The 26,021-nt window shown below is 64.4% G+C and carries 24 protein-coding genes and 1 tRNA gene; 12 read left to right on the top strand and 13 right to left on the bottom strand.

The features are described 5' to 3' along the window. Positions 1–98 precede the first annotated feature (98 nt). From ACFFUC_RS14810 to ACFFUC_RS14800, 3 genes are all read left to right on the top strand, one after another. A complete protein-coding gene (locus ACFFUC_RS14810) occupies positions 99–1,304 on the top strand; it encodes a glycerate kinase type-2 family protein (protein WP_377687686.1) in 1,206 nt (401 codons plus the stop codon). Between the two features lie 111 nt (positions 1,305–1,415). Continuing rightward, a complete protein-coding gene (locus ACFFUC_RS14805; RefSeq protein ID WP_377687528.1) occupies positions 1,416–2,018 on the top strand; it encodes a hypothetical protein in 603 nt (200 codons plus the stop codon). Positions 2,019–2,189: 171 nt separating this feature from the next. Beyond that, a complete protein-coding gene (locus tag ACFFUC_RS14800; RefSeq protein ID WP_377687526.1) occupies positions 2,190–2,765 on the top strand; it encodes a DoxX family protein in 576 nt (191 codons plus the stop codon). 290 nt (positions 2,766–3,055) lie between these two features. On the opposite strand, the gene ACFFUC_RS14795 is transcribed toward ACFFUC_RS14800, so the two are convergent. From ACFFUC_RS14795 to ACFFUC_RS14780, 4 genes are all read right to left on the bottom strand, one after another. Further along, positions 3,056–3,131 (bottom strand) — tRNA-Thr (locus tag ACFFUC_RS14795). Between the two features lie 62 nt (positions 3,132–3,193). Beyond that, entirely contained in the window at positions 3,194–4,999 is a 1,806-nt protein-coding gene (locus ACFFUC_RS14790) for a heme biosynthesis protein HemY (RefSeq protein ID WP_377687524.1), read from the bottom strand. Between the two features lie 10 nt (positions 5,000–5,009). After that, on the bottom strand, positions 5,010–6,542 hold the full coding sequence (locus ACFFUC_RS14785; protein WP_377687523.1) for a hypothetical protein: 1,533 nt from the start codon (positions 6,540–6,542) through the stop codon (positions 5,010–5,012). 100 nt (positions 6,543–6,642) lie between these two features. Beyond that, a complete protein-coding gene (locus ACFFUC_RS14780; protein WP_377687521.1) occupies positions 6,643–7,302 on the bottom strand; it encodes a uroporphyrinogen-III synthase in 660 nt (219 codons plus the stop codon). A 152-nt stretch (positions 7,303–7,454) separates the two neighbouring features. Between ACFFUC_RS14780 and tsaD the strand changes: the two genes are divergently transcribed. From tsaD to ACFFUC_RS14755, 5 genes are all read left to right on the top strand, one after another. Beyond that, on the top strand, positions 7,455–8,519 hold the full coding sequence (gene tsaD / locus ACFFUC_RS14775; protein ID WP_377687519.1) for a tRNA (adenosine(37)-N6)-threonylcarbamoyltransferase complex transferase subunit TsaD: 1,065 nt from the start codon (positions 7,455–7,457) through the stop codon (positions 8,517–8,519). Continuing rightward, on the top strand, positions 8,516–9,454 hold the full coding sequence (locus ACFFUC_RS14770) for an NAD(P)H-dependent glycerol-3-phosphate dehydrogenase (protein ID WP_377687517.1): 939 nt from the start codon (positions 8,516–8,518) through the stop codon (positions 9,452–9,454). Before tsaD ends, ACFFUC_RS14770 begins: the two co-directional genes overlap by 4 nt. Beyond that, complete coding sequence (locus ACFFUC_RS14765; protein WP_377687516.1) at positions 9,454–9,726, top strand: YciI family protein; 273 nt, start codon at positions 9,454–9,456, stop codon at positions 9,724–9,726. Before ACFFUC_RS14770 ends, ACFFUC_RS14765 begins: the two co-directional genes overlap by 1 nt. Further along, positions 9,726–10,151, top strand: coding sequence for an EVE domain-containing protein (locus tag ACFFUC_RS14760; protein WP_377687685.1), 426 nt, complete (start codon positions 9,726–9,728; stop codon positions 10,149–10,151). Before ACFFUC_RS14765 ends, ACFFUC_RS14760 begins: the two co-directional genes overlap by 1 nt. Positions 10,152–10,274: 123 nt before the next feature. Then, positions 10,275–12,098, top strand: a complete 1,824-nt coding sequence (locus ACFFUC_RS14755) for an ABC transporter transmembrane domain-containing protein (RefSeq protein WP_377687514.1) — start codon at positions 10,275–10,277, stop codon at positions 12,096–12,098. A gap of 148 nt (positions 12,099–12,246) precedes the next feature. On the opposite strand, the gene ACFFUC_RS14750 is transcribed toward ACFFUC_RS14755, so the two are convergent. Further along, on the bottom strand, positions 12,247–12,786 hold the full coding sequence (locus ACFFUC_RS14750) for a CAP domain-containing protein (protein WP_377687513.1): 540 nt from the start codon (positions 12,784–12,786) through the stop codon (positions 12,247–12,249). A gap of 578 nt (positions 12,787–13,364) precedes the next feature. Between ACFFUC_RS14750 and ACFFUC_RS14745 the strand changes: the two genes are divergently transcribed. Then, entirely contained in the window at positions 13,365–15,245 is a 1,881-nt protein-coding gene (locus ACFFUC_RS14745; RefSeq protein ID WP_377687511.1) for an acyl-CoA synthetase, read from the top strand. A gap of 165 nt (positions 15,246–15,410) precedes the next feature. Next, positions 15,411–15,920, top strand: coding sequence for a cell wall hydrolase (locus tag ACFFUC_RS14740; RefSeq protein WP_377687509.1), 510 nt, complete (start codon positions 15,411–15,413; stop codon positions 15,918–15,920). A 93-nt stretch (positions 15,921–16,013) separates the two neighbouring features. Here ACFFUC_RS14740 and ACFFUC_RS14735 read toward each other — a convergent pair whose 3' ends face one another. The 6 genes from ACFFUC_RS14735 to pcaD all read right to left on the bottom strand — a co-directional run bounded on the left by ACFFUC_RS14735 (position 16,014) and on the right by pcaD (position 21,164). After that, complete coding sequence (locus ACFFUC_RS14735; RefSeq protein ID WP_377687508.1) at positions 16,014–17,105, bottom strand: Hint domain-containing protein; 1,092 nt, start codon at positions 17,103–17,105, stop codon at positions 16,014–16,016. A 473-nt stretch (positions 17,106–17,578) separates the two neighbouring features. After that, the gene (locus tag ACFFUC_RS14730) at positions 17,579–18,640 is read right to left on the bottom strand and encodes a 3-carboxy-cis,cis-muconate cycloisomerase (RefSeq protein ID WP_377687507.1); all 1,062 of its coding nucleotides are present in this window, start codon (positions 18,638–18,640) and stop codon (positions 17,579–17,581) included. Positions 18,641–18,661: 21 nt separating this feature from the next. Beyond that, on the bottom strand, positions 18,662–19,261 hold the full coding sequence (gene pcaG / locus ACFFUC_RS14725; RefSeq protein WP_377687506.1) for a protocatechuate 3,4-dioxygenase subunit alpha: 600 nt from the start codon (positions 19,259–19,261) through the stop codon (positions 18,662–18,664). A 3-nt stretch (positions 19,262–19,264) separates the two neighbouring features. Then, entirely contained in the window at positions 19,265–20,008 is a 744-nt protein-coding gene (gene pcaH, locus ACFFUC_RS14720) for a protocatechuate 3,4-dioxygenase subunit beta (RefSeq protein ID WP_377687504.1), read from the bottom strand. Beyond that, a complete protein-coding gene (gene pcaC / locus ACFFUC_RS14715; RefSeq protein WP_377687502.1) occupies positions 20,005–20,382 on the bottom strand; it encodes a 4-carboxymuconolactone decarboxylase in 378 nt (125 codons plus the stop codon). The genes pcaH and pcaC overlap by 4 nt, the downstream gene beginning before the upstream one ends. Next, the gene (gene pcaD, locus ACFFUC_RS14710; RefSeq protein ID WP_377687501.1) at positions 20,379–21,164 is read right to left on the bottom strand and encodes a 3-oxoadipate enol-lactonase; all 786 of its coding nucleotides are present in this window, start codon (positions 21,162–21,164) and stop codon (positions 20,379–20,381) included. Before pcaD ends, pcaC begins: the two co-directional genes overlap by 4 nt. Before the next feature lie 102 nt (positions 21,165–21,266). Here pcaD and ACFFUC_RS14705 point away from each other — a divergent pair, with 102 nt between their 5' ends. Beyond that, positions 21,267–22,226 (top strand): LysR substrate-binding domain-containing protein, encoded by a 960-nt coding sequence (locus ACFFUC_RS14705; protein ID WP_377687499.1) that lies wholly within the window; start codon positions 21,267–21,269, stop codon positions 22,224–22,226. Positions 22,227–22,244: 18 nt separating this feature from the next. Here ACFFUC_RS14705 and pobA read toward each other — a convergent pair whose 3' ends face one another. After that, positions 22,245–23,414: a 4-hydroxybenzoate 3-monooxygenase gene (gene pobA / locus ACFFUC_RS14700; RefSeq protein ID WP_377687497.1), complete on the bottom strand. Its 1,170-nt coding sequence runs from the start codon at positions 23,412–23,414 to the stop codon at positions 22,245–22,247. A gap of 91 nt (positions 23,415–23,505) precedes the next feature. On the opposite strand from pobA, the gene ACFFUC_RS14695 reads away from it, so the two are divergent. Further along, positions 23,506–24,357: a helix-turn-helix domain-containing protein gene (locus ACFFUC_RS14695; protein WP_377687496.1), complete on the top strand. Its 852-nt coding sequence runs from the start codon at positions 23,506–23,508 to the stop codon at positions 24,355–24,357. A gap of 39 nt (positions 24,358–24,396) precedes the next feature. Here the strand turns inward: ACFFUC_RS14695 and ACFFUC_RS14690 are convergent, their stop codons facing one another. Then, complete coding sequence (locus tag ACFFUC_RS14690; RefSeq protein ID WP_377687494.1) at positions 24,397–25,872, bottom strand: aldehyde dehydrogenase family protein; 1,476 nt, start codon at positions 25,870–25,872, stop codon at positions 24,397–24,399. Positions 25,873–26,021: the final 149 nt, after the last annotated feature.

The following is a 26,021-nucleotide window of genomic DNA, read 5'->3' as shown; positions in this document are numbered from 1 at the left end:
GAATGTTCCGGCGATCCTTTCATGCCGGAACGGCCCCTCAGCCCGGGAACTGCGTTGTGACTGCTTCTATAGTGACCCCTGCCCAACTTCTCCGCCAGATGTTCGACCGCGCCGTAACGGTCGCCGATCCGATGCAAAGCCTCGCGCAGTTTCTGCCCGAACGGCCAAACGGACGGCTGCTGGTCATCGGCGCGGGTAAGGCCAGCGCACGCATGGCCGAGGCCGTCGAGCAAGCTTGGGGGCCCTGCGAAGGGCTGGTGATCACGCGCTACGGCTATGGCCGCCCGACCAGAGGCATCGAGATCGTCGAGGCAGCCCATCCTGTCCCCGACGAGGCGGGGCTTGCCGCCACGCAGAGGATGCTGGCGATGCTGGCGGGGCTCGGGCCCGACGACATGGTGCTCGCACTGATTTCGGGCGGGGCGTCGTCCTTGCTGATCGCGCCTGCGGGTTCGGTCACGCTGGCGGAAAAGCAGATGGTCAACCAGATGCTTTTGGCCTCGGGCGCGCCGATCGGGCAAATGAACGTGCTGCGCAAGCACCTCAGCCGCGTCAAAGGCGGTCAGCTGGCGGCGACGGCCTATCCGGCGCGGGTGCTGGCGCTTCTGGTTTCCGATATTCCGGGCGACGATCCGGCGATGATCGGCTCGGGCCCGACGGTCGGCGATTACTCGACCCCCGAGGATGCGCGCGAGATCATCCGCCGCTGGGGCCTCGATCCGCCCGGCTCGGTGCGGCAAGCGCTCCAAGGGCCGAGCGGCGTTCTCCATCCCGATGATCCGCGTCTGTCACGCGTCGTGAACACGATCTGCGCCGCGCCCTCGCAATCGCTGGAGGCGGCCGCCAAACTGGCGCGTGATGCGGGTTACAAGGTCGATATCCTCGGCGATGCCTTGGAGGGCGAGGCCCGCGAAGTGGCGCAGGACCATGCGCGGCTTGCCTTGTCCCTGACCGGCCCGCGCATCCTTTTGTCGGGCGGCGAGCTGACGGTCACGCGGCGCGGCGACGGGATCGGCGGGCCGAATGCGGAATATGCCTTGGCCTTGGCGCAGGCGCTCGACGGTGCCCCCAAGATCCATGCCATCGCCTGCGACACCGACGGTGTTGACGGCGCGGCCGAAGTCGCGGGGGCGCTGATCGGCCCCGATACGCTGGCACTGGCGCGTGAGCGCGGCATCGATCCCGCCGAGGCGCTTGCGCGCAACGATGCCCACAGCTTCTTCGCGGCGATCGGCCAGCAGGTCGTGACCGGACCGACCCTGACCAATGTCAACGATTTCCGCGCCATTCTGATCCTGCCCTGAGACGCGGAACGGCAAAGAATGGACGCGGCGGGACCGGGCGGCTAAGACGGGCCTCCGAAACCGCTCCGGCAGGATCCGCCGGAGCGCCACAGCCTGCACGAGGGGAAAGCCATGCTTTGGAGCATTCGCGAACGGATGAAACCGGCCCTGTCGGTCATCGACATGATCCCCAACATCCACCGCACCCCCGCGCTGGCCGCGTTGCGCAAGGCGGTGCTCGACGGGCGTGCCGGTCGCGAGCGGCTTGATCCCGACGACCGCGATCTGGCGTTTTACGACGCTCCGGTCGCGCTGGTTTCCCCGATCGGGGCACGGCTTTTGCTGGGCCTTTACCGCGACGGCCGGCTCAAGCTGAAAAAGCCCGCGACCGCGAAGCTGCCCACGCTCGAGGCCTATGTCGCCACCGAAGCCGCCTTTCGGGCCGAGGTCGCGCGGATTCTGGCCGCGGAGGCCGCCAAAGAGGCCCGCCTTGCCGCGATCATCGCCGATCCCGCCAGCGCCCGCCCCGAAGAGCTGACGCCCGCGCTGGTCGCAAAGGTGATTACCGCCCGTCTCGGGCGCGGGGCCTACGGCAGCATGGAAATCGCGGGGCTCGCCTGCCACAAAAGCCTGATCCTCCCGCCCGAGAGCGAAAACGCGCAGCTGCGCGCCGAGGGGAAGGACGTGATCTGGTGGATCGACGGCGACGGAAACCGTCAGGGTGATCCGGTCTGACACTGCCCTGACCGCATGAAAACGGGCGAAAAGCGGACGAAGACAGCAAAATCTCCGGAATTCCGCACCGTCGCGCGGCCCTGCCGCAGCCGCCGCTTGCCAGAGCGCCGATGCTCCCGCACTCTTTGCGAGCCAGTTGTTTTGGCTCCGGTTTAACCAGTGGGGGAATGCATGGAAGAAATGACATCAAGCCCGAGAGAGCGGCTGTTGCTGCCGTTCATGGCACCTTTCTATCACAATTTCGCCCAGCCGGTCGGTTGGCTGGTCTTCCGCCTGATCATCGGCGGCCTGTTGATGGTCGAGGGCTGGCCCAAGATCATCGCGCCGATGGCGCAGACGGGCTTTATCGAAAACGTACTGGGCCTGCCGCTGCCCTGGCTCTTTTCGCCGCTGCTCGCCATCGTCGAATTCGGAGGCGGCTTTCTGATCGCGGTGGGGCTTCTGACCCGTCCGGCAGCGCTTGCGAGCACGATCCTGCTGGCGGTGACGATCAAGTTCCACATGGATCACCCCTACGGCGATGCGCTTCTGACGCCCGAAGGCATCACCTTCCTGCAGGCGAACCTGCAATACCTGACCGCACAGGGCCAGCAATATATGCTGACGGACGGCGGCGCAGGCTTCCTAGCGCAGGTGCAGGGCAAGGCAGAGTTCAACTCGATCTTCTGGACCGCAGGCGCGGCGATTATCGCGGCCTTTGGCGGCGGCAAACTCTCGCTCGACCGCCTGATCGGCAGGGAGTTCTAGTCCGGCCCCGAACGGGCAGGCCCTACCAGCCCCGACGCCGTCCCTGTCGGGGCGGCGCAAAGGGGTGTTGCGACCACTCCCATGCTGCGAAGAATGTCCTCGGGGCGATCTTGTGGCAGCCATGCAGGGCGGTCGCCGCGGTATGGAACGGGTCAAGCGCGGTGCCATTCTGCCGCTGACCGGGCCGCGGATAGGTGCCGGGGCAAAGGCGCGCAACGAAAATCGCGGACCCGCACAAGCGGCGCATCTTCAAAATATCATCGGGAAGAATTGCTTCACATTCAGTGAAGTGGTGCCGCAGAAGGGACTCGAACCCCCGACCCCATCATTACGAATGACGTGCTCTACCAGCTGAGCTACTGCGGCATCTTGCCTGAGAAGGCGTATTCCGCGCCGGATAACAGGTTCCGGCGCGGGTGGAAAGGGGTTTAGCGGCTCTTTTTCATCTCTTCGAGATAATCGTCGTCGATCGGCTCGACATCGGGGCGCACCGGAGCGAATTCCTCGGCCGAAACAAAGCCGGAAACACCCGGATCATCGGGATTGACCGGCGCCTTGGGGGCCGGCGTTTCGGGCGGGACGACGAAGGGCGCCCGAGGCGCGTCCGCCCGCAAGACAACCGGCTCTTCGGGGTCGGTGACGGTCATGGCGGGCTCGGGCAGATCGGCGAAACTGGCCGGTTCGGTTCGGATGTAATCCGATTCGCGCGGCACCATTCCGGGGGCCACATTCGCGATCTCGACCGGCTTTGCCGGTGCCGCTGTATCGGAGGCAAGATCGCGCGCGATATTGGCAAAGGTCCCCGTGCTTTCGGCCTGAGCCTGCGCCGCAGCCAGACCGCCAACGACGGGTGCGCCGACCAGAAGCGGCAGCATCTCGACGCCGTCGGTCGCGGCAAAACGCGCGCGGCGGCGGTCGTCCGGCTCGCGCCAGCTCAGCGTATCGAAGCCGCCGCAGCTGTCGCAGACCGGCGCCCAATCGGCCATCACGTTATGGCATTTGTCGCAGACCCATTGCGGACCGCGGCTTGCGGTCAGCGCTTTGGCCAGCCAGCCGCGCACCACCGCATCATCGGCACCCTCGCCGCGTTCGATCGCAGCCATGATCGAGAGCGTGCGCACCGTCGGATGTTTCTGCGCCAGATCGCCGAGCGCGCGCCGCGCGCCGGGGAAATCCTCGACCGCGAGCAGCAATTCGGCGCGCAGCAGATGCGATTCCTCGTTGTCGGGGTTCTGGCGGATCAGCGTGTCGAACCGCTTGAGCCGCGCCACGGGCGTCTCGTCGGGGACGATATCGGCAAAGGTCGCGGCAATCGACGGATGCGGGCGCACAGACCAGGTCTTGAGCAAGACCCGCGTCGCGTTCCGCGTATCCTTTTGGGCGATATAGCTTTTCGCGGCCAGAACCGCCGCCGGAATCAGGTCGGGGCTGGCGCGGTTTGCCGAAATCGCGGCCTCGCGGGCAGAGATCGAGCTGCCCTCGGCCAGTACGTCGCGGGCCTCCTGCAGCGCGAGAACCGCATCGCGGCGGATCGCCACATCCTGCGGCAACTGACCCTGTTTGCGCTTTTCCTTCAGGATCTGGCGCGCGCCCTTCCAATCCCCTTCCGAGGTCTGGAGTTGCAGCAATGTATCCTGCAATTCGCGGTTTTTCGGGCGCAAGGCATAGGCCTTTTCCGCAAGCTTCAGCGCGGTGGCCGTATCGCCGTCATGCAGTTTCTGACGCATCAGGCCGCGAATGCCGACAAAACGCGTGCGGTCGTCGGCAAGCAGCCGGCGATACGCGTCCGAAGCTTTGGCGGTATCGCCTGCTGCCTCGGCTGCCTGCGCGGCCAGCACATCGGTCACATGCGGCTTGTCGAGATATTTCGCGGCGCGCGCGGCTTTGTCCTGCGCAAGCTTGCCCTCGCCCGAAGCGACCGCAAGCATGCCCTCGGCCAAAGCATCATAACCTTTGCGCTCGCGCGAGCGGGCGAAATAGCGCGTCACGGCAGTCTCGTCGCCCGCAACGAAGCGCAGGGTGGCGACGAAAAGGCCGAGGATGCGCAGCAGCGCCCAAGCCAGCACCACACCGACCGACAAGGCGACGAAAAGCTGGATCGGGCCCAAGGTATATTCGTTGCCGTCATAGATCAGGCGCAGGGCCTGACCGTTTTCGGACAGGAAAACCGCACCCAGCGCGACGGCCAGAATGACGGCAAAGAAGATCAGGATTTTCAACAGCGACAGCAGCATTCCCGAACCCTCAATTCGCCGTGGCGGCGAGATCGGCCAAGGCGGCGCGCGCCTCCGACCACTGTTTGGCTTGCGCGGTCCAGGAGGCCATCGCCTCCTGCCCCTCGGGCGGAAGGCTCGCGATGGCGGTCAAAGCGGCGGCGATATCGCCCAGACGCACGGCGGCACCGGCGCGCGACAGGACGGCATCGGGATCATCGCCCTCGCGCGGTTCGACCGAACGGGCGCCGGTCTGGACGCGCAGGAAGCTCCCGATCGCGCCCATGGCACCACCGCCCTGCGACTGCGCCTTGAGCGAGGCGCGCAACCCCGAGCGCGCCGCATCGTCGAAATCGCGCTGCAGATAGGTCAGCGAAACGACCTCGCCGTTCAGCGCCGCCGGAGGCTCGACCCCCGCCGCACGCAGATCGGCAAGCCCGCCCGCAAGATTGCCGCCCGATTCCAGCGCCGCCTGCAAACCGGCAGCCGCAGCAGCGATCTGGGCGCGGCGCCCGATGGTGGCGGTTTCGGCGCGCACGCTTTCGGCCTCGGCCTGGGCGGCGGCGATCCGGCTTTGCGCCTCTTCGGCGGCGGCGGCGATGCGCGACTGCATCTCGGCGGCCTGTGCGGCAAGGGCACTGATCTGTGCGGTCGCGTCGGGATCACCGGCCGGACGGGCGGCCAGTTCGGTGATCCGTGCACCCTGCGCATCGACCTCGGCGCGCAGCTGCGCCACCAGCGATTGCACCGCCTGCAAGGCCTGGGCATCCACCGTGCCGCCGGATTGCAGCCCCGCAGTCGAGCTTGCCTGCGCGCCCGTCACGGGCTCGGGCATGCGCAGGGCGTCAAGCGCCGTACCCAGCGCCGCCACACGGTCGGCTTGCGCGGCAAGCGCCGCCTGCATATCGGCAACCGTCGCGCCCAGATCGCCGGCACCGGCATCGGGACGGACGGGCTGTTCGTCCAAAAGTTTCTGCGCGGCTTCGCGGGCCGTGGTGACGGCTGCCGCATTCGCATCGCTCAGCAGTTGCGAGCGCGCGCCCGCGATCTCGGTCCGTGCGGCTTCGACCGCGGCGGCGCGTGCCGCGTCAATTTGGGCCTGCGCATCGACCGGCGCGACGGGCTGCCATGCGGCGGGCAGATGCGGGATCGCGTAATAGGCGCCCCCTGCACCCAGCCCCGCAGCGACGACACCGCCCAGAAGCATCGGGAAAAATCCGGCTTTGCGGACCTCGACCACTTTGGTCTCGATGATTTTCGCGGGCTCGGTTTTGACCGGATCGGCCGGCTTTGCGGCAGAAGGCTGCGTGGTCGGGGGTACCGAACTGGGGCTGGTCTCTGTCATGGCTTTACGCTTTGCGGGCTGTAGGCTGGGATCCGACGGGGTGCCGACCAGAAGCGAATCCGCAACCGTGACGCTGCCCGAAGATGCAGTCGCGCTTGCCGCAGCCGCGCCCGCCTCGACGGGTCGGTTCGGCACGGTCTCCGTTGCCGAGGCGGCCTTTTTCGGGCTGGCGTCGGAAGGAAGGGCGGCGTCGCTTGCGGAATTCTCTGGCTTGGTCACAGTGGGTTCCCTGATCAGTCTAGGCGAGATCCGGCCAGAAATCTGACACGGCGTCATCACTACCTTAGTCGTCAGTTTTACCCGTCTCAACCCGCGCCAATCAGGATTGTTCCACAGCCAGCATTTCCCGCAGAGCATGCAGGATTCCGGGAGCATCGGGCGTGGGTGCGACCGCATGCCGCGCTGCTGCTGCGGCCCAGTTTTCCCAAGCCGCCGCACTGATCGGCGCCACCCAGAGCGGCGCGCGGGCGGTTTGCGCCTCTTCGGCCAAAAGCCGCGCAGAGCGGGGCGAAAAGAGCGGCAAAAGCACCGGCCGCGCCCCGCCCAGCGCCGCACGGGCCTGTTCGTTCAGCGCAACCGGCAGTTGGTCATAGACAGCCATCCCCGCGACCGGCAGCTTTTTGGCGATATGGACGCCGTGGGGATGAAGCCAGCCCGCGCCGAGATCGTGAAGCATCGGCATCAGCCGCGCCGCATCCCCCGGCCCCGCAACGGCGTCGAAACCCGCCGCACGGGCGACTTCGGCGCTGCGAGGGCCGACGCAGATCGCGGGGCGGCCGCGCCCCTCGCCGGCAAAAGGCACCGCGTTTTCCGAGGTAAAGACCAGCCCCTCGGCCGCAGCCAGCCGCGCCTCATCATGAGCTACCGGCACGATACGCAGGATCGGCGAGATCACCACTTCTAGCCCAAGCCCCGCGGCCTCGGCCGCAAAGCGGTGCGAGGCGGGCTCGGGGCGGGTCAGCAAAAGCAGCGGCGGCATGGCGTTCCTCAAGCGGTAATGCTATCAGGCCTTGCCTAGGCGCTCGGCGCGCGTCGGGCAAGGCCTGCGGCCCTGATGCAGGTTTTGCGCCACCGCCCGCGCCCCTGACTGCGACCCGATATCCTGCACCACTGCCTGCGAAGCGAACCATCATGACCCTGACTTTTCTCGGCATCGAAAGCAGCTGTGACGACACCGCCGCAGCAATCGTCAACGAGAAGGGCGAAATTCTGGCCTCGGTCGTGGTCGGACAGACCCAGCTCCATGCCGATTTCGGCGGCGTTGTTCCGGAAATCGCGGCCCGCGCCCATGCCGAAAAGCTTGACGGCTGCGTCGAGGAGGCCCTGGCCACGGCAGGGCTGCGGCTTTGCGATCTCGACGGGATCGCGGTCACGGCGGGGCCGGGGCTGATCGGAGGCGTGATGGCGGGCGTCATGATGGCCAAAGGTCTGGCCGCCGGCACCGGCCTGCCGCTGGTCGGGGTGAACCACCTTGCCGGCCATGCGTTGACGCCGCGCCTGACCGACCAGATCGCCTATCCCTATCTCATGCTGCTGGTCTCGGGCGGGCATTGCCAGTTCCTGCGCGTCGACGGCCCCGATGCTTTCACCCGCCTTGGCGGCACGATCGACGATGCCCCCGGCGAGGCCTTCGACAAGGTCGCCAAGCTGCTCGGCCTGCCGCAACCGGGCGGCCCCTCCGTCGAGGCCGCTGCCGCCGCAGGCAATGTCAAACGCTTTCAGCTGCCGCGCCCGCTTTTGGACCGGCCGGGGTTCGACATGTCCTTTTCGGGGCTGAAAACCGCCGTTCTGCGGCTGCGCGACCAGCTTGTCACCGAACAGGGCGGTCTTCACGAACAGGACCGCAACGATATCTGCGCCGCCTTCCAGCGCGCCGTTGCCGATGTTCTGGCCGAGAAATCCCGCCGCGCCCTTGCGGCCAATCCCGTCGCGACCTTTGCCGTCGCCGGTGGCGTGGCTGCCAATACCGAATTGCGCACCGCCCTCGAATCCGTCGCCGAAGCGGCCGGAGCACGTTTTCTCGCCCCGCCCTTGCGTCTGTGCACCGATAATGGTGCGATGATCGCATGGGCCGGCATCGAGGCCTTCCGGAACGGGCAGCGCGACGGCATGGATCTGGCCGCCCGCCCGCGCTGGCCGTTGGACAAGGCAGCCGCGCCCATGCTCGGCTCGGGCAAAAAGGGGGCCAAGGCATGAGCATTGCCATTCTCGGGGCGGGGGCTTTCGGAACCGCGCTGGCGGTTTCGCTGGCCGCGAATGGTCCGGTCACGCTTTGGGGCCGCGATGTGTCCTTCGGGCGCGAGAACCCGCGCCTGCCGGGCGTCACCCTGCCGCCTGCCCTGACGACGACCGACGATCTTGCAAGCATCACCCAACAAACCGTGCTTCTGGCGCTGCCCGCACAAAAGCTGGGCGGCTTTCTGGCCGGAAACGGCGCGGCCCTGAACGGGCGCAATCTGGTGAGCTGCGCCAAGGGGATCGATCTCGGCTCGCTCGAGGGGCCCTCGGTCCTGATGGCGCAGGCCTGCCCGAACTCCGTGATCGCCGTGCTGACCGGCCCGTCCTTTGCCGCCGATATCGCGCGCGGCCTGCCGACGGCACTGACGCTCGCCTGCGCCGATCCGGCAGCGGCCGAGGCGCTCCAGCACCAGCTTTCGACCCCGAACCTGCGGCTTTACCGCAGCAGCGACGTGACCGGCGCCGAACTGGGAGGCGCACTCAAGAACGTCATCGCGATTGCTGCCGGTGCCGCGATCGGAGCGGGCTACGGCGACAGCGCCCGCGCCGCCGTCATCACGCGCGGCTTTGCCGAAATGTCGCGGCTGGCCGGTGCTATGGGCGCGCGGCCCGAGACCCTCGCGGGGCTTTCGGGCTTTGGCGATCTCGTGCTGACCTGCACTTCGGAACAGTCGCGCAATTTCCGCTTCGGCAAGGCCTTGGGCGCGGGCGAAAGCTTTGATGCCGCGACCACCGTCGAAGGCGCTGCCACCGCCCGCGCCGTCAGCGCGCTGGCACCACGCCTCGGGCTGGATATGCCGATCTCCACCCTGATCGCCGGACTTGCCGAAGGACGCGTCGATATGGGACAAGCCCTTGAATTTCTGTTGAACCGTCCGCTGAAGGAAGAATGATGCCGCTTTTTGCCATTATCTGCCGCGATGAAGCCGGCAAGTTGCAAACCCGCCTCGACACCCGCGAGAAACACCTCGCCCATCTCAAAAGCGCCGAGATCCTGCGCATGGCCGGCCCGCTGATCGAAGAGGGCGAAATGCGCGGCTCGCTTTTGATCGTCGAGGCCGAGGATATCGCAACCGCCGAGGCCTGGGCCGCGACCGATCCCTATAAAGCGGCGGGGCTCTTCCGCTCGGTCGAGGTGATCGAATGGAAGAAGGTCATCGGCTGATGCAGTATTGGCTGTTCAAATCCGAGCCGGATGTCTTCAGTTTCGCCGATCTGACCGCCAAAGGCGATCAGGGCGAGGAATGGGACGGCGTTCGCAACTATCAGGCGCGCAACAACATGCGCGCCATGCAGATCGGTGATCGCGGCTTCTTCTACCACTCCAATATCGGCAAGGAAGTCGTCGGCGTGGTCGAGGTGATCGCGCTGGCCCATCCCGACAGCAAATCCGACGATCCGCGCTGGGAATGTGTCGACATCAAGGCGATCGCGCCGGTTGTCCGCCCGATCTCGCTCGACGAGGCCAAAGCCGAGCCGCGTCTGCGCGAAATGGTGCTGGTCAACAATTCGCGCCTCTCGGTCCAGCCGGTCAGCCCGGCGGAATGGGAGGTCGTTCTCGAACTCGCCGGAGGGACGAAGCAGGGCTGATCCGGCCCTGCCGGCACCCGAAAGCCCGCCACACTGCCGACGCCACCCCCACGGGTGGCGTTTTGCGAACTTGCCTCGGCCCAGATGCCTGCCTAAACCGGCCGAAGCTGCAAAGGAAATCTTATGGCCCGCCAGCCCAAAATCATCGCCGACCGCCCGACCACCAAACGCATTGGTGCGCTCGGGGCGCTTTGGCCCTTCGTGCGTCCCTACAAACTTCTGCTTGTGGCGGCGCTGATTGCCCTGGTGATCACCGCCTCGGTCAGTCTCGTGCTGCCTTTGGCCGTGCGCCGCGTCGTCGACGGCTTTGGCGACGGCTCGAAACTGCTCGACGAATACTTCGGGGCGGCTTTGGCGATTGTCGCGATGCTCGCGATCGGCACGGGGGCCCGCTACTACCTCGTGACCCGTCTGGGCGAGCGTGTGGTCGCCGATATCCGCCGCGCCGTTTTCGACCGCGTCATGGGTATGAGCCCCGCCTTTTTCGAGCGCGTCATGACCGGCGAGATCATCAGCCGCATCACCACCGACACCACGCTGATCCAATCGGTGATCAGCTCGTCGGTCTCGGTCGCGCTGCGCAACATGATGATCGTGACCGGCGGCATGGCCATGCTGCTTCTGACCTCGCTCAAGCTGAGCGGGCTGGTCTTTTTGCTGGTGCCGGTGGTGATCGTGCCGATCGTCGTGCTGGGGCGCAAGCTGCGCAAGCTCTCGCGCGAGAATCAGGACTGGATCGCGGCCTCTTCGGGGGCGGCCTCCGAAAGCCTGCTCTCGGCGCAGACCGTGCAGGCCTTCACCAACGAGGACATGACCCGCGCCCGTTTTGCCGAGGTCACCGAAAAATCCTATGATTCCGCGCTCAGCCGCGTCCAGACCCGCTCGATCATGACGGTGATCGTGATCTTCCTGATTTTCTCGGGCGTGCTGGGCATTCTCTGGATCGGGGCGCGCGACGTCTTCCGCGACGCCATGACCATCGGCGAGCTGGTGCAATTCGTCATCTACGCCGTGCTGGTCGCGGGCGCGGTCGGCGCGCTTTCTGACATCTGGGGCGAGCTGCAACGCGCCGCTGGTGCGACAGAGCGTCTGGCAGAGCTTCTGTCCGCCGAGGATACGATCAACGACCCCGCGCAACCCAAGGCCCTGCCCCGTCCTGTGCGCGGCCAGATCGACTTCGAGGGTGTGACCTTCCACTACCCCTCGCGGCCCGACATGTCGGCGCTTGACGATGTCTCTCTGAGCATCCGACCGGGCGAGACGGTGGCGCTGGTCGGGCCTTCGGGCGCGGGCAAGACCACGGTTGTCCAGCTGATCCAGCGCTTCTGGGACCCCGAGGCGGGCCGCGTCAGCATCGACGGGATCGACCTGCGCGATATGGACCGCGCCGATTTCCGCAAGGCAATCGCGCTGGTGCCGCAGGATCCGGTGATCTTCGCCGCTACCGCCCGCGACAATATCCGCTTCGGCCGCCCCGATGCCTCCGATGCCGAGATCGAGGCCGCCGCCCGCGCCGCCCATGCCCATGACTTCCTCATGGCGCTGCCCGACGGATACGACAGCTTCGTCGGCGAACGCGGTGTCATGCTCTCGGGCGGCCAGCGCCAGCGCATCGCGATTGCCCGCGCCATCCTGCGCGACGCGCCGATCCTGCTGCTCGACGAGGCGACCAGCGCGCTGGATGCCGAATCCGAGCGTCTGGTTCAGGCCGCCGTCGATCATTTGGCCCGCAGCCGCACCACGATCATCGTGGCGCATCGTCTGGCGACGGTGAAAAAGGCCGACCGCATCGCGGTCTTCGATCAGGGCCGGATCGTGGCGCAGGGCCGCCATGAAGAGCTGGTGGCGCAGGGCGGGCTATACGCCCGTCTGGCACGCCTCCAGTTCACCGACGGCAGCATCGAGGCCACCACGGGTACCGCAGAGGAAGAGCAGGCGCAGGGCTAGGCCCGCGTCAGCACCACAAAGACGCCCCAACAACAAAGGCCCGACCAATCACGGTCGGGCCTTTTGCATGTCGCGCGGACGGGGCTGCGCGACGAGGGGCCTTGCCGCGAGAGACGCGGTCAAAGCTGCGGCTTGGACGCCGCCGCGATCAGCTGTCGGCGGCGTAAACGGCGGCCCAATAGACGGTCTTGCCGTCGGCGGCGACGGCTTTGCCGATCCCGAAATCGCGGACCTGCGGCAGAAGGATGTTTTCGAGATGGCCGGTCGAGCGCACCCAAGCGTCAAGCACGCCATCCGCCTGCGGGAAGCCCTTGCCGATGTTTTCGGCGACGATGCGGGTCTTGTAACCTGCGGCGCGGACGCGCTGCGAGGGGCCTTTGGTCGTGCTGCCGCGATGGGTCATCTCGTTGCGGCGCGCCATGTCGCAGGCGTGGCGGGCAGCGGCATCGGCAAGCTTCTTGCTCGGGCGCAGATGGCCCAGACCGCGCGCCTTGCGCACCGCATTGGTTTCCGCGGCGCCGAAGGCATTTTCATTGGCCGAGGTCGCCATGCAGACAACCGCACGATTGGCCGGACGCATGACTTCGCCGATCGGGGCCTGACGGATCGCCTGGGCAGAGGCGACAGAGGAAAACAGCATGGCGCCCGCAAGAACGCCCAAACCGGAAACAAAGTTGTAAATCGACATTCCAATATCCCTGATTCATGCGGGTCATCCCGCGCAAGAACGGTTTCGGGCTCGACGCCCGTACAACTCAAAAGTGAATACTGGTGAACAGGTACAATCGAATAGCGAAAAGCCCTTCGAATTGTCAGCGTTTTTAGACGATCAAACCTCCGAGCACAGCAGCAAACGCCCATTTGTCCAATTCCCCGGGGAATCCGGCAGGATGCTGCCGCAGCGACGGGCGTTTCGTTCTAACTTTTGTTCATTTGCCCCATGCTTTCTACTTGAGAAAAAACGGAAAGCGGGGTTCGGCGAGAACCTGCCTGAAAAGACAGGTCAATGGCGGAATCCTGATGATTTTACCCATTTCCCTACAACCCCTGCCGGTCATCACGAAAACTTGACAGCAACAGCAAGGAACCAAATGCCGTTTTCCGGTTGGGAAAGGCGTTTCCGCCGCGCCGTGCGAAACCGTGATTCGCAGGGCTTGTGACGCTGCGCTCTGGCGGTTGCGAGGGCATCGGTCTACTTGCTCCAATGCGACATTTCGGACCATTCTTGGTCAAAATCGGCAAAGGCAGCCGAGGGGGAGGAAAGACATGGAAAGATTTGTGGACATCGCGGCCCGCGACGCCATCGAGCAAGAGATGCCCTATCGGGAGCGGGATCTGCCGCGGACGGTCTATGCCCAGCTCACGAAAACCCGCGACCGCTTTCCCCATCGTCCCGCCATCAGTTTCCAGCTTTTCTCGGATCCGAACGCGCCAGCCCGCACCCTGAACTGGCAGGATCTGCACGAGCGCGTCACCGAAACCGCGAACCTCTTCCGCAGCCTCGGCATCGGGCCGCAGGATACGGTGGCCTATCTCCTGCCGAACGCGCTTGAAACCTCGGTCGTCCTGCTGGGCGGCATGGTCGCGGGCATCGTCAATCCGATCAATCCGCTGCTCGATGCCGAACAGATCGCGGGCATCCTGCGCGAGACCAAGGCCCGCGTTCTCGTCACGCTGAAGTCCTTCCCCAAAAGCGATGTCGCGCAAAAGGCGGCGGCGGCCGTCGCGCTGGCACCCAATGTCGAGACCGTCATCGAGGTCGATCTGCGCCGCTACCTGACCGGCATCAAACGTCTGGTCGTGCCCTTCCTGCGTCCCAAGACCGAAACCAAGCACCACGCCCGCATTCTGGATTTCGAGGCCGCGACCAGCGCCCAGAACCACCGCAGCCTGCAATTCGACGATCCGCAGGAAGACCGAATCGCCGCCTATTTCCATACCGGCGGCACCACCGGACTGCCGAAAATCGCGCAGCACAAATACAGCGGCATGATCTACAACGGCTGGCTCGGGGCCGAGCTTCTGTTCGACGAGACCCATGTGCTGATGTGCCCGCTGCCGCTGTTCCACGTCTTCGCGGCCTATCCGATCCTGATGTCCTGCCTGACCTCGGGCGCACATATGGTCATGCCCACCCCCGCCGGTTATCGCGGCGAAGGCGTTTTCGACAACTTCTGGAAGCTGATCGAGCGCTGGCAGGCCACCTTCCTGATCACCGTGCCCACCGCGATTGCCGCGATGGTGCAACGGCCGGTCAATGCCGATGTCTCCTCGCTGCGGATCGCGATTTCGGGCTCGGCCCCGCTGCCGCTGGAGCTCTACAACCGCTTCCGTCAGGCCACCGGCGTCGAGGTTGCCGAGGGCTACGGCCTGACCGAAGCCACCTGTCTTGTCAGCTGCAACCCCATCGACGGGGTGAAAAAAGTCGGCTCCGTCGGGATCGTCCTGCCCTATACACATGTCCGGATCCTGCGCAAATCCGGCGAGACCTTCACCGAATGCGCCACGGACGAGGTCGGCGAGATCTGCGTCGCCAACCCCGGCGTTTTCGAGGGCTCGACCTATACCGAGGCCGACAAGAACAGAGAACTCTTTGCCGAGGGCCGCTTTTTGCGCACCGGCGATCTCGGGCGGATCGATCCGGACGGCTATCTCTGGATCACCGGCCGCGCCAAGGATCTGATCATTCGCGGCGGCCATAATATCGATCCCGCCGAGATCGAAGAGGCGATGATGCATCATCCCGCCGTGGCCTTCGCCGGCGCGATCGGCCAGCCGGATGCTTTCGCGGGAGAATTGCCCTGCTGCTATATCGAGCTGGTGGCCGGCGCGACGGTTACCGTCGAAGAGTTGACGGATTATGCCCGCGAACACATCTCGGAACGCGCAGCCATCCCGAAATATATCGAGATCCTGCCCGAATTGCCGAAAACCGCGGTCGGCAAGATCTTCAAACCCGACCTGCGCCGCATGGCGATCAAGCGCGTCTACAACAGCGCGCTCGAAGGGACCGGCGCGCAGGTAGTCGAAGTGATCGAGGATAAAAAGCGCGGCCTCGTCGCGCGGCTGTCGCGCGGGGCGCAGACCGATGCGGCAGAGGTGCAAGCGATCCTCGGCCAGTTCACCCGCCCGTGGGAATGGGCCTGACCGCTTGACGAACCAACAGGCCGTCTCGGGGGGGGGCGGCAAAGCCTCCCCCGATCGGCAAGGACATGCTCGTGGCGAAAATTGTGATCGCGCGGGTGCTTGGGGCGTTTTCCTGCGGCTGCTATGGCTGTTCGTGATGCCGATACCGCCGGAAAGGACCCGAGCATGCGCCCCAAAATGACGCGAATTCGCACGACCATGCTTGCTCTGGCAGGCGCGCTTGCCCTCAGCGGCTGCGGCATCGGCGGCAAAAGCGACGAGGAATGCCTGGCGCGAGCGATGTATTTCGAAAGCAACCGCTCCAGCCGCGACGGCATGATCGCGGTCGGCAGCGTCGTGATGAACCGCGTCGAATCCGGTCAATACCCGCGCAGCGTCTGCGCCGTGGTCGGCCAAAAGAACCAGTTCGCCAAAGGCATCATGACCAAACGCATGAAGGACAGCGGCCTGCCCCTCGCCAAACAATCGGCCAAGGCGGTTCTGCGCGGCGAGCGCCATCCCCTGATCGGCAATGCGATGTTCTTCCACACCGCCGGCCACCGCTTCGGCTACGACAACATGCACTACGTCCTCGTGACCGGCGGCAATGCCTTTTACGAGAAACGCAAAAGCCCCTTCGTGACCCAGCCGGTCCCGCCCGCCCCGATCGAGGGCCTCACGGGGCGCCGCTACTAGGCCGCAAAGCCGCCTTCAAACCCGTCTGCAGATACGAACGGGGCCGCCACCGGCGACCCCGCTTGCTGTCCCTGCCGCGACGCGAAAGCCGCTTCAGTTGATCTGCAGTTTCAGATCATGCTTTTGATGGCGCTCGACCAGATTGCGCCCCTGCCGCCCGTTGATGAAGGGCCGCGCGGGCGTGAAGCTTTCCTGCTCCTCCGCAAGCTCGGGGAAGAGCGCCAGAATCTCGTCGCGCAAGGCAGGGCCGACATCGGACAAGGCCTGCTTGCCGATGAACAGACTCTCGGTCATCAGCCCGTTCGACTGCACGACCTCGTGCGCGTCGAAAAGCAGGTGGAAATAGGTGACCTCGCCCGGCTCCTCGAGCAGCTCGACCCCTGCGAGACCCGTCAGATGCTTGGCCGCCACCAGAATTTCCTCGGCACCGAACATGTTGCGGGCAACCCGCGAGCGGACAAGGATGCGGTGCTGCTGCGAGACCATCAGATCCTGCGCGGGCGCATTGTCGCCCAAGGCACCCTGACGGATCACCACCGGCAAGAGATTGCGATTTGCGGCAAGTTCGGGGGCGGCAAGGCTTTTCGAGCCGATCCAGCGGATCTGCTGCACGCCGTTGTCTTGCGTGACGACACTATCGCCGACGGACAGGCTCTCCACCGGCCGTTCGCCATGCGGCGTCAGGATCATTGTCCCCTTGCAAAAGCAGGGGAAGGTCGGGTCGCCCGGCAGACCGAACCGGTCGGTGTTCAAATCGGTGAAATCGTTCTGGAGGATACGGTTGATCGTGATCGACACGATCGGCTTTCCGGTCGAAGTCTGGACCTCTGCCGCCGAAGCGTCACGCGGCGGCGGTACCATATACATATTGCCTGCGCCGTCCTGCAGAACCCGCACAAGTCCATTTCCCACCGTGCCGTCGGCATAGCGGAAGGTCGCATTATAGGCGATGCCGGTATCGATCGAACGGTTCGCGCCACCGACCGAGACGAATTCGTTCGACGGCGAAGGCGTACTTCCCGCAAAAGGGATATTGCCGTTCGAATTCCCGTCGTTGAAGGTCATCGCCGTACGCGTTGCCCAAAGCGGATCATTGGTCGAGCCAAAGGTGCGGCCGATCAAGTCGCCGGCATTCTCGGCACCGCGAAAGCTTTCGCTCGGATCAAGATCCCGGTTGCGGCCCAATTGCAGAACCTGAGCAGTCCGGATAGTAGGCATAACAATCCCACCCCATATTCGTTAACAACACAAACGCTGGCCAAAAGAGCCGGAAACAACACGGGGCCGATTGACCATACACATACATATCGAACAGATAGGCGCACAAATTGAACCTATCCTTTCAGACATGCACCTTCCGCTTGCGAAAGTACACATCCAAAAGCTGAAATTCGTCCGCGAAACAGCGGCTTCCGGCAGAGATCGCGCGCCGAAATCACCTTGAAACACGCGCTTTCATCGAAAAGGGGCCAACCATCAGCAGCCTGACCGGTTTAGGCGTGAAACGAATCTCGTGACATTCCGTCACGGCGCAACCATTGGCCCGAGCACCAATCCGGCGCGGCCAATCGCCTCTTCTTCATCACGAAAATACCCCGGGCGCCCGCGCCATCAGCGCGAGACGCCGTCTGCTCCGCGAAAGCCGCTCGGCAGCAACCTCAGGCGCGAGGGCGCCCCAAAGAGGTAATCTGGCCGCAAAGCTGCTCGGCAACCGCCAGAGCGCGACCCGTGGCCTGCGCCATATCCGGCAGCACAATCCATTCCAGCGCCCAAGCCGCGCCCGAGCGCTCCTGCTCGTGGATCATCGCCTGATGGATCTGGCCGAGGCTGCCGGCATTGAACCGCGCCAGTGTCACCAAAAGCTCCGCGGCGACGGGATTTTGTTTGTGCGGCATGGCCGACGACCCGCCACCGCCCGACAGCGCGACCTCATCGATGCCCTGCTGCGCCATGAGGGCAATATCCTGCCCCATCTTGCCCAAGGTACCGCTGACCAGCGACAGAAATCCGGCAAATTCCGCGACACCATCGCGCATCGCATGCCAAGCACGCGGCGGATTGCCGAGCCCGAGTTGCGTCGCCACCGACGCGGCAACCACATCCGCCTTGTCGCCCAAAGCACGCCTGTCGCCCGAGGCGCCGCCGATCTGGACCCGAACGACACGGTCCCGCAACTCCTCCAACCGCACAAGATGCGCCGCGAGCGGCAGCCGCCACGGCGCGATCCGGTCGGCGACGGTGATCTCGGTCGCAGCCTGCATCCGCGTGCGCCCCATCAAGGGGTTCGCCCCGAAGCGGGCATCAAGCTCCGCCAAAGCCCTGCCCAAGCTGACCAGACGGGGCGCGATCCCATCAAGGCTCGCGCCCATCGCAACTGCCAGCGCACTATCGATCACATCCTGCGAAGTCGCGCCCATATGGACCGCCAAGGCATCCGCCCCCGCTGCCGCTTTCATCTGCACGACAAGCGCGGGCACCACGACCCCGTCGCGCGCCGTGCCTGCGCGCAAGGCGCCGGTATCGAAACCCATCCCTTCGATCGCACGCGCCGCACGCTCTGCCTGATCGGCAGGCGCGAGCCCGGCGATGCCCAGCGCGCGACTCCATGCCGCTTCAAAGGCGCGCATCGCGGCAAGCTGGGCATCGGGCGACCAGATCGCCCCCATCTCCGCATCGCGAAAAAGGCCGCCCAGCCACGGATGATCGAAAACGCTGCTCATGCTGCCGTCCTTTGCCCAGCCTCAAAGATCGAGGAAAACCGTCTCGCCCTCGCCCTGCAAGCGGATATCGAAGCGGTATTTGCCCTCGCCGACCTTCTTGGCGATCAGCGTATCGACGCGCGGGCGCTGCTCGATCCGCGCCAGCAGAGGGTCGGCGCCATTCTCCTCGTCCTCGAAATAGATACGGGTCTGGAGGCCGATATTGATCCCCCGCGCCACGATCCAAAGCGAGATATGGGGAGCCTGCATCTTGCCGCCGCGCGCCCGCACCGCACCCGGTTTGACGGTGCGAAGCGTGAACTCGCCGCTATCCGCATCGGCGGCGAAACGGCAATGGCCGCTGACCGCCGGATCTGCTCCGGCCTGTCCCGGGAAAATCCCCGCCGCATCCGGCTGCCAGCTTTCGATCAAGGCATCGCGCATGGCCCAGCCTGTGCCGTCAAAGACCTGCCCGACAATCTCGATCAGCTCGCCCTTGGCTCCATCGGCGATCGGCGAGACGCCGACCTCTTGCGCATAGGTGCCCGGGTTGCCGGCATAGGTCGGCATCAAGCCGATATGGACATAGGGGCCGGCGGTCTGCGACGGCGTTTCGACCAGATAATCCAGTTTCTGCGTCATGGCTTACATCCCCTCGAGCTTGTTTTCGAACATGGTCTGACGACGGCCGCGCAGCACGATGTCGAATTTATAGGCCAGAAAATCATGCGGCCGCGAATTGTTGAGATCGAGCGGCGCGACCAGCGTATCAAGCTGCGAACGGTTGCGGATCGTCGCGGCAATCGGGCAGCGCGCGATCAGCGGATCGCCCTCGAAGTAAAGCTGGGTGATCAGGCGCTGGCCGAAGCTGTGGCCGTAAACCGAGAAATGGATATGCATCGGACGCCAGTCATTGCCGCGGTTCGGCCAGGGATAGGCACCGGGGCGGATGGTCAGGAACTGGTAGCGACCCTCGGCGTCGGTCAGCGTCCGCCCGCAGCCCCCGAAATTCGGATCGAGCGGCGCGAGATAGCTGTCTTTCTTGTGGCGGTAGCGGCCCCCCGCATTGGCCTGCCAGATCTCGACAAGAGTATTGGGCACCGCGCGGGCATTTTCGTCCAGAACGCGGCCGTAAACCAGAATCCGCTCGCCGATCGCGGGCGTGCCGTCCTTGGACCAGTTCAGGATGAGGTTGTTGTCCAAGGCACCGATCATCGCATGGCCGAAGGTCGGGCCCGTTTCCTCGGAAAGCCCCGATTCCATCGACAAAAGCGCCTGTCTGGGCGAACGCGTGATGCTGGTCTTGTAATCGGGGTAATAGGGCTCGGGATGCATCTCGCGATTGCGCGGGATCAGCGGGCCCTGATCTTTGGTCACCGGATCGGTCATTCGGCTGCCTCCATCTCTGCAAAGGTCGCTTCGGCGAGTTTGATCGCGTGATTGGCTTTCGGCACGCCGGCATAGATCGCGACATGCTGGAACGCCTCGAGAATATCGCGCTTTGAGGCCCCCGTGCGGGCGGTGGCGCGGATATGCATCGGGATTTCCTCGAAGTTGCCGGTCGCGGCCAAAAGCGCGAGCGTAATCATCGAGCGTTCGCGGCGCGAAATCCCGTCCGAGGCCCAGACCGTTCCCCATGCGGATTCGGTAATCAGCGACTGGAAGGGCTCCGAGAAATCGGACTTGTTCGCCTCGGCGCGATCGACATGCGCATCGCCCAGAACGGCGCGGCGGGTCTCCATGCCTTTGTCATAACGGCTCATGCGTCGGTCCTTTCGAGAAACTGGATAAGAAGTCCCGCGGTCGCCTCGGGCTGTTCGACACAGGGAAGATGCCCCGCATCCGCGACCAGATGGAATTCGGCACCGCAAAGCGCGGCGGTAGCGCGCACCAGATCGGGCGGAGTCGAGCCGTCCTGATCGCCCGCAAGCGCCATGACCGGCAGGGTCAGCGCGCGGGTGCTCTCCGTCAGATCGGCGCCCGCAATCGCCGCCGAGCAGCCGGTATAGCCATCGACCGTGGTGCGGGTCAGCATATTCGTCCAGAGCGCGAATTCGGGGCGCGCGTCACGGAAAGGCTGCGTGAACCAACGCTCCATGATCGCGCCGGCCATTGATGGAAGCCCGCCCGCGCTCACCGCGTCGATCCGCGACTGCCACATCTCTGAAGAGCCGATTTTCGCGGCCGTATCCATCAAAACCAAAGCGCGCAGCAGATCGGGGCGCCTGGCCGCAAGCCCCTGCCCGATCAGCCCGCCGATCGACAGGCCGACAAAGGTCACATCGCGCAAATCCAGCGCCTCGCAAATCGCCTCGGCATCGCCGACGAGCTGGTCCATGCCATAGGGCGCAGGCGTCGCATCCGAGAGCCCGTGCCCGCGCTTGTCGAAGCAGATGATGCGCAGATCTGTCGGCAGAAGCGCCAAAAGCGGATCCCAGACCCGAAGATCGGTCCCGAGCGAATTGGCGAACATCACGACGCGCCCGTCACGCGGGCCTTGATCGCCGATATGCAGCGTGGCATCTGGAAGGCGAAGAAATTGCATGCTGGACCTCCGGTCTGTCTGGCGGTTCACTTGGCTTATGCCATGCGGACTTTGCGGTTAAAATTATAATTACCGACTAAACGCATAACTTTGGGGTTATATATGCTAAATCCTCTCCTGCGTTTGCGTCACCTGCGCTGCTTTCTGGAAACCGCCCGTCTGGGCAGTCTCTCGGCTGCGGCGGAAGCACTCAAGATCAGCCAGCCCGCCGCATCCAAAACCATCCGCGAGCTCGAAGATATCCTCGGCGTCTCGCTCTTCGACCGCTCCAGCCGCCGTCTCGTGCTGACAGCTGCCGGTCAGGTCTTCCAGACCCATGCGGGCGGGGTGATGACGGATCTCGAACGGGCGCAGAAGGCCGTGCTCCAGCCGCAAAAACAGCGCCCGCGCATCACATTGGGCGTGCTTCCGACCGCCGCGACCCACCTCGTTCCCGAGGCGGCTCTGGCGCTCCGCAGCCGGAATCCCGAGGCGCTGGTCGAGGTCACGACCGGCCCGAACTGGCTGTTGCTGTCGCTTTTGCGCGAAAGCCAGCTTGACCTCGTTATCGGCCGGATGCCTCCTGCCGGAAATTCGGAAGGCATTGAGTTCACGCCACTTTACTGGGAACGCGTTGTCCCCGTCGTGCGGGCGGGCCATCCCTTGGCCCAAGGAAAATGGCAGCCGAAAGACCTGCGCCTTTACCCCTTGATGGTACCGCCCAAAGGGGCGCTGATCTCCGCCTCGGTTCAGGCGTGGCTTCATAGCGTCGGCCTCGGCGAGACCGAGCCCGCGTTCGAGAATGTCTCGCTGACCTTCGGCCGCGAAATCCTGCGCCAATCCGATACGGTCTGGTTCATCTCGGAAGGCGTCGTGCACCCCGAAGTCGAAGCGGGCAGCCTTGTCGTCCTGCCTCTCGTCAACGAATTGCTTGGCGGTCCGGTCGGGGTCTCGCGCCGCAAGGACGAGGGCGAGGGCAGCGAGCTCGAGCGCGGAATGCTGGCCGCGCTGAACCACGCGGCAAGCAAAATATCCTCTTCGATCCAATATCTTGGCGGACAAGCGGACCAAACCACAGGTTAACTCTGCCCCACGACAGGCTTAATAGGGAAGGCCGGTGTAGTTCTCCGCGAGATCCCTGCGTGCGGTCTCGGATTCGCACAGATGATTCAGCGTCGCGCGACGCATTTGGGCTGCGAAAGCATCCTCGCCGTCGAAACGGTGCAACATCGTCGTCATTTGCCACGAAAAACGCATCGCCTTCCAGATCCGGTTGAGCGCCCGCGCCGAGTAATCGTCGACGCCCTTCTCGGAGCCCTTTTTCACCGCCTCGACCAGCGCATGATAAAGATAGAAAACGTCGGATGCAGCAAGGTTAAGCCCCTTGGCCCCCGTCGGCGGCACGATATGCGCGGCGTCACCCACCAGGAACAAACGCCCCCAACGCAGGGGTTCGGACACGAAGCTGCGCAAAGGCGCGATGGATTTCTCGATCGAGGGAGCCTCGATCACCTTGGCCGCAGCACTGGCCGGAAGGCGGCGGCGGAACTCGGCCCAAAAGCGCTCGTCCGACCATTCATCGGGCTTGTCGGTCAGCGGAACCTGAATGTAATGGCGCACCAGATTGGCGTTGCGCATCGAGGCAAGCGCGAAACCATGCTCGGAATTGGCATAGATCAGCTCGTGGTCGATCGGTGCGGTTCGCGCCAAAATCCCAAGCCAGCCAAAGGGATAGACCCTTTCGAACTCGCGCCGTTTCTCGGCGGGAATGGTCTTGCGGCTGACCCCGTGGAAGCCGTCGCAACCCGCAACCCAATCGCAGGAGAGGCTGCGGCGCTCGCCGGCGACGGTGTAATCAACGCGCGGGCTGGTCGTGTCGAGATCATGTATCGCCACATCCTCGACATTGTGGATGATGGTCGTTCCCATCCGGTCCTGCGCTTCGAACAGATCCTGCGTGACCTCGGTCTGGCCGTAAACCATCACCTGCTTGCCGGTCAGATCCTTGAAATCGATATGCACCATGAGATCGGAATCGGTCATGAAGGTGCCGTCATGGGTGATGCCCTCGGCATCCAGCCGCGCCCCGGCTCCGGCTTCGCGCAAAAGCTCGACCGTTCCCCATTCGAGAATGCCCGCACGGATCCGCGCCAGAACATGGTCGCGGCTCGAACGCTCCAGAATGACCGTATCAATTCCCACGCGGTTGAGCAGTTGCGACAAAAGCAAACCCGAAGGGCCGGAGCCGATAATGGCGACCTGAGTCTTCATGACGATTTCCTCCATCTTTCGCCGGCCTTTCTGCGGCAATCCCGCACTGAAACGAATAGACGCAAGGGGCTTTGAATGGTATTATCCATGCATGTCCCGCTTTATGCAGATCCCCGTTTTCAGGCTATTCGGAGAGACCGCCGAATTCCCCGGTGTGGTCCATCACGAGCGGATTCGCGACCGCGCCCTTTTGCACGACTGGCGCATCAGCCCGCATCGCCACCGAGAGATCGTGCAGATCCTGCATATGGAGAACGGCCATGCCGATGTGCAGATCGATGGTGAGGAGTTCGCGCTGAAAAGCGGGGAAATCGTCTATATTCCCGTACAGGCCGTTCATGGCTTCTCGTTCCGCCAAGGGACCGAAGGCGGCGTGTTCTCCTTCCCTGTGACGCTGGTATCGAACCTGCCCTCGGCATCGGCGGATCTGCAGGCGAAGCTCTCGCGGCCATTGCGCGCTCCGGTTGGAAAACTGCTGGAAATGCTGCTCTCGGCCTTGGATGATACCTTTCGCCAGACTGGCACTTTCCAATCCTACCAGCTCGTGACGCTGGCCCAGTCGGCTCTGGTCGCGGTCGCCAGTCTGGCCGCCAAGGAAAGCGAGGCGGCGCAATCGATCGGCCAGCGCAGGATGAGCGAGTTGGACGCGCTTTTGCGGCATGACCTGAACGTGACCCGCAGCATCGACGATTACGCGCGCCAGCTTGGCATCACGGCGGGCCATCTCAACCGGATCTGCCGCGAGGCGACCGGCACCAATGCCGGCAGCTATATCGAGGCCGCCCGCATGGTCGAGGCCAGCCGGCTTCTTGCCTTTACCCAACTGTCGATCAGCGAGATCGGCTATCGTCTCGGCTATGAAGACCCGCCCTATTTCTCGCGCCGTTTCCGGCAGGTGATCGGGAAAACGCCATCGCAATATCGCGCGCATTTCCTGACGTGAAGGCTGCGGCCCCGCGGGTTGAGGGGCCGCAATCGAGGATCAGAACGGGAAGTTCGGACCGGTTTTATGGATCGTCACCCAATGGGTGCGGGTGAATTCTTCCATGATCCATTCGCCGTTGAAGCGACCGAGACCGGAGTTCTTCTCGCCACCGAAGGGCGCATTGGCATGATCGCCGACCGTGATCGAGTTCACATGCGTCATGCCGGCGACGATCTTGCGGGCGAAATTCGTCGCGCGATCAATGTCTTGACTATAGACGGCGCTCGAGAGACCGAATTCCGTATCATTGGCGAGGAAAAGCGCATGCTCTTCGTCGCGCGCCTTGATGATCGGCAGGACCGGACCGAAGGTCTCTTCGCGGGCCAAGGCCGAATTCGGATCGACGTCGGCAAAGACATGGGGCGCGACGACATTGCCCTCGACCGGACCCGAAACGATCAGCCGTGCGCCGTCTTTCTTCGCCTGCTCGATCTTGGCGCAAACGCCCTCCATTTGACCTTTGTTGATCGCAGGGCCGACATTCGTCGCCGGGTTCAGCGGGTCACCGAAGCTGACTTTCGCAGCACGCGCCGCGACCGCTTCGACGAATTTGTCGTAGATTTTCGCATCAACGATCGCGCGGTTCGTCGACATGCAGATCTGCCCCTGATGCAGGAAGCGACCGAAAACCGCAGCGCCGGCGGCGGCCTCGATATCGGCGTCATCGAGCACGACCAGCGGGGCATTGCCGCCCAGTTCCAGCGCGACGCGTTTGATGTATTTCCCGCCAGTCGCCAGTTCGCCCACGCGGCGGCCAACCTCGGTCGAGCCGGTGAAAGAGATGAAGGCGGGGATTTCATGCTCGACGAAATAATCGCCGATTTCGCTGCCCGAGCCGACAACGACGTTCAAAAGACCGGCCGGAACGCCCGCCTCTTCAAAGATTTTCGCGACGAGCGTGCCGCCGGTGATCGGGGTGTCCGAGGCCGGTTTCAGCACGACGCCATTGCCGCAGGCCAAGGCCGGCGCGACCGAACGTACCGACAGGTGCAGCGGGAAATTCCACGGGCTGATGATGCCGATGACACCGAGCGCCTCGCGGTAATAGCGGCTTTCCATGCCCGGCTCGCAGGGGAGGATCTGGCCCGAGATCTTGCCGGGGAAAGCGGCGGAATATTCGGTAATGGTCCGCGCGGCACCGTGTTCAATGTGCGATTTGATCACGGTCGAGCCCGATTCGCGGCCCAGCCAATCACGGATTTCATCAGCACGGGCATCGAAAACCGCGACCGCGCGGCGGATGATCGCCTCGCGTTCGGCGGGCGGACGCGCCGCCCAAGCGACCTGTGCCGCCTGCGCCGCCTTATAGGCCGCGTCGACATCGGCGCGGCTGGCCAGTTTGAAAACGCCAAGCTCGGTTGCGTCGAAAGGATTGAGGTCGGCGACTTCGCGCCCGGAAGAGCCCGGACGCCACTCGCCCGCGATATATTGCTGGTTCAAGCCCTCATAGGGCGTGGGGGAAGCGGCATTCATCGAAGCATCTCCTGTCCTGACCCGCAAGGCGGGCACTGATCCCAAATCGTTACAGTTGTCGTCATTCCCTGCTTTTGGTCGTGTCGCAGCGCTAAGAAATGCCCGACCGTCCTGTGCAGATGATACCACCCCTGTCGCCACCCTTCCCC

This window comes from Paracoccus cavernae (assembly GCF_042430175.1).
GTDB classification, from domain to species: Bacteria; Pseudomonadota; Alphaproteobacteria; order Rhodobacterales; family Rhodobacteraceae; genus Paracoccus; species Paracoccus cavernae.
Note: the sequence above shows the minus strand (reverse complement) of the source record. Positions and strands in the feature narration are given on the sequence as shown.

Bases quoted from the DNA above. Each gene is read 5' to 3' on its own strand.
- ACFFUC_RS14705 (WP_377687499.1), top strand. From the start codon at position 21,267: ATGCTAAATCCTCTCCTGCGTTTGCGTCACCTGCGCTGCTTTCTGGAA.
- ACFFUC_RS14730 (WP_377687507.1), bottom strand. From the start codon at position 18,640: ATGAGCAGCGTTTTCGATCATCCGTGGCTGGGCGGCCTTTTTCGCGAT.
- pcaG (WP_377687506.1), bottom strand. From the start codon at position 19,261: ATGACGCAGAAACTGGATTATCTGGTCGAAACGCCGTCGCAGACCGCC.
- ACFFUC_RS14750 (WP_377687513.1), bottom strand. From the start codon at position 12,786: ATGTCGATTTACAACTTTGTTTCCGGTTTGGGCGTTCTTGCGGGCGCC.
- ACFFUC_RS14805 (WP_377687528.1), top strand. From the start codon at position 1,416: ATGCTTTGGAGCATTCGCGAACGGATGAAACCGGCCCTGTCGGTCATC.
- ACFFUC_RS14760 (WP_377687685.1), top strand. From the start codon at position 9,726: ATGCAGTATTGGCTGTTCAAATCCGAGCCGGATGTCTTCAGTTTCGCC.
- ACFFUC_RS14745 (WP_377687511.1), top strand. From the start codon at position 13,365: ATGGAAAGATTTGTGGACATCGCGGCCCGCGACGCCATCGAGCAAGAG.
- ACFFUC_RS14740 (WP_377687509.1), top strand. From the start codon at position 15,411: ATGCGCCCCAAAATGACGCGAATTCGCACGACCATGCTTGCTCTGGCA.
- pcaC (WP_377687502.1), bottom strand. From the start codon at position 20,382: ATGAGCCGTTATGACAAAGGCATGGAGACCCGCCGCGCCGTTCTGGGC.
- ACFFUC_RS14790 (WP_377687524.1), bottom strand. From the start codon at position 4,999: ATGCTGCTGTCGCTGTTGAAAATCCTGATCTTCTTTGCCGTCATTCTG.
- ACFFUC_RS14810 (WP_377687686.1), top strand. From the start codon at position 99: ATGTTCGACCGCGCCGTAACGGTCGCCGATCCGATGCAAAGCCTCGCG.
- pcaH (WP_377687504.1), bottom strand. From the start codon at position 20,008: ATGACCGATCCGGTGACCAAAGATCAGGGCCCGCTGATCCCGCGCAAT.
- ACFFUC_RS14800 (WP_377687526.1), top strand. From the start codon at position 2,190: ATGGAAGAAATGACATCAAGCCCGAGAGAGCGGCTGTTGCTGCCGTTC.
- pcaD (WP_377687501.1), bottom strand. From the start codon at position 21,164: ATGCAATTTCTTCGCCTTCCAGATGCCACGCTGCATATCGGCGATCAA.
- ACFFUC_RS14770 (WP_377687517.1), top strand. From the start codon at position 8,516: ATGAGCATTGCCATTCTCGGGGCGGGGGCTTTCGGAACCGCGCTGGCG.
- tsaD (WP_377687519.1), top strand. From the start codon at position 7,455: ATGACCCTGACTTTTCTCGGCATCGAAAGCAGCTGTGACGACACCGCC.
- ACFFUC_RS14695 (WP_377687496.1), top strand. From the start codon at position 23,506: ATGTCCCGCTTTATGCAGATCCCCGTTTTCAGGCTATTCGGAGAGACC.
- ACFFUC_RS14765 (WP_377687516.1), top strand. From the start codon at position 9,454: ATGCCGCTTTTTGCCATTATCTGCCGCGATGAAGCCGGCAAGTTGCAA.
- ACFFUC_RS14780 (WP_377687521.1), bottom strand. From the start codon at position 7,302: ATGCCGCCGCTGCTTTTGCTGACCCGCCCCGAGCCCGCCTCGCACCGC.
- ACFFUC_RS14690 (WP_377687494.1), bottom strand. From the start codon at position 25,872: ATGAATGCCGCTTCCCCCACGCCCTATGAGGGCTTGAACCAGCAATAT.
- pobA (WP_377687497.1), bottom strand. From the start codon at position 23,414: ATGAAGACTCAGGTCGCCATTATCGGCTCCGGCCCTTCGGGTTTGCTT.
- ACFFUC_RS14755 (WP_377687514.1), top strand. From the start codon at position 10,275: ATGGCCCGCCAGCCCAAAATCATCGCCGACCGCCCGACCACCAAACGC.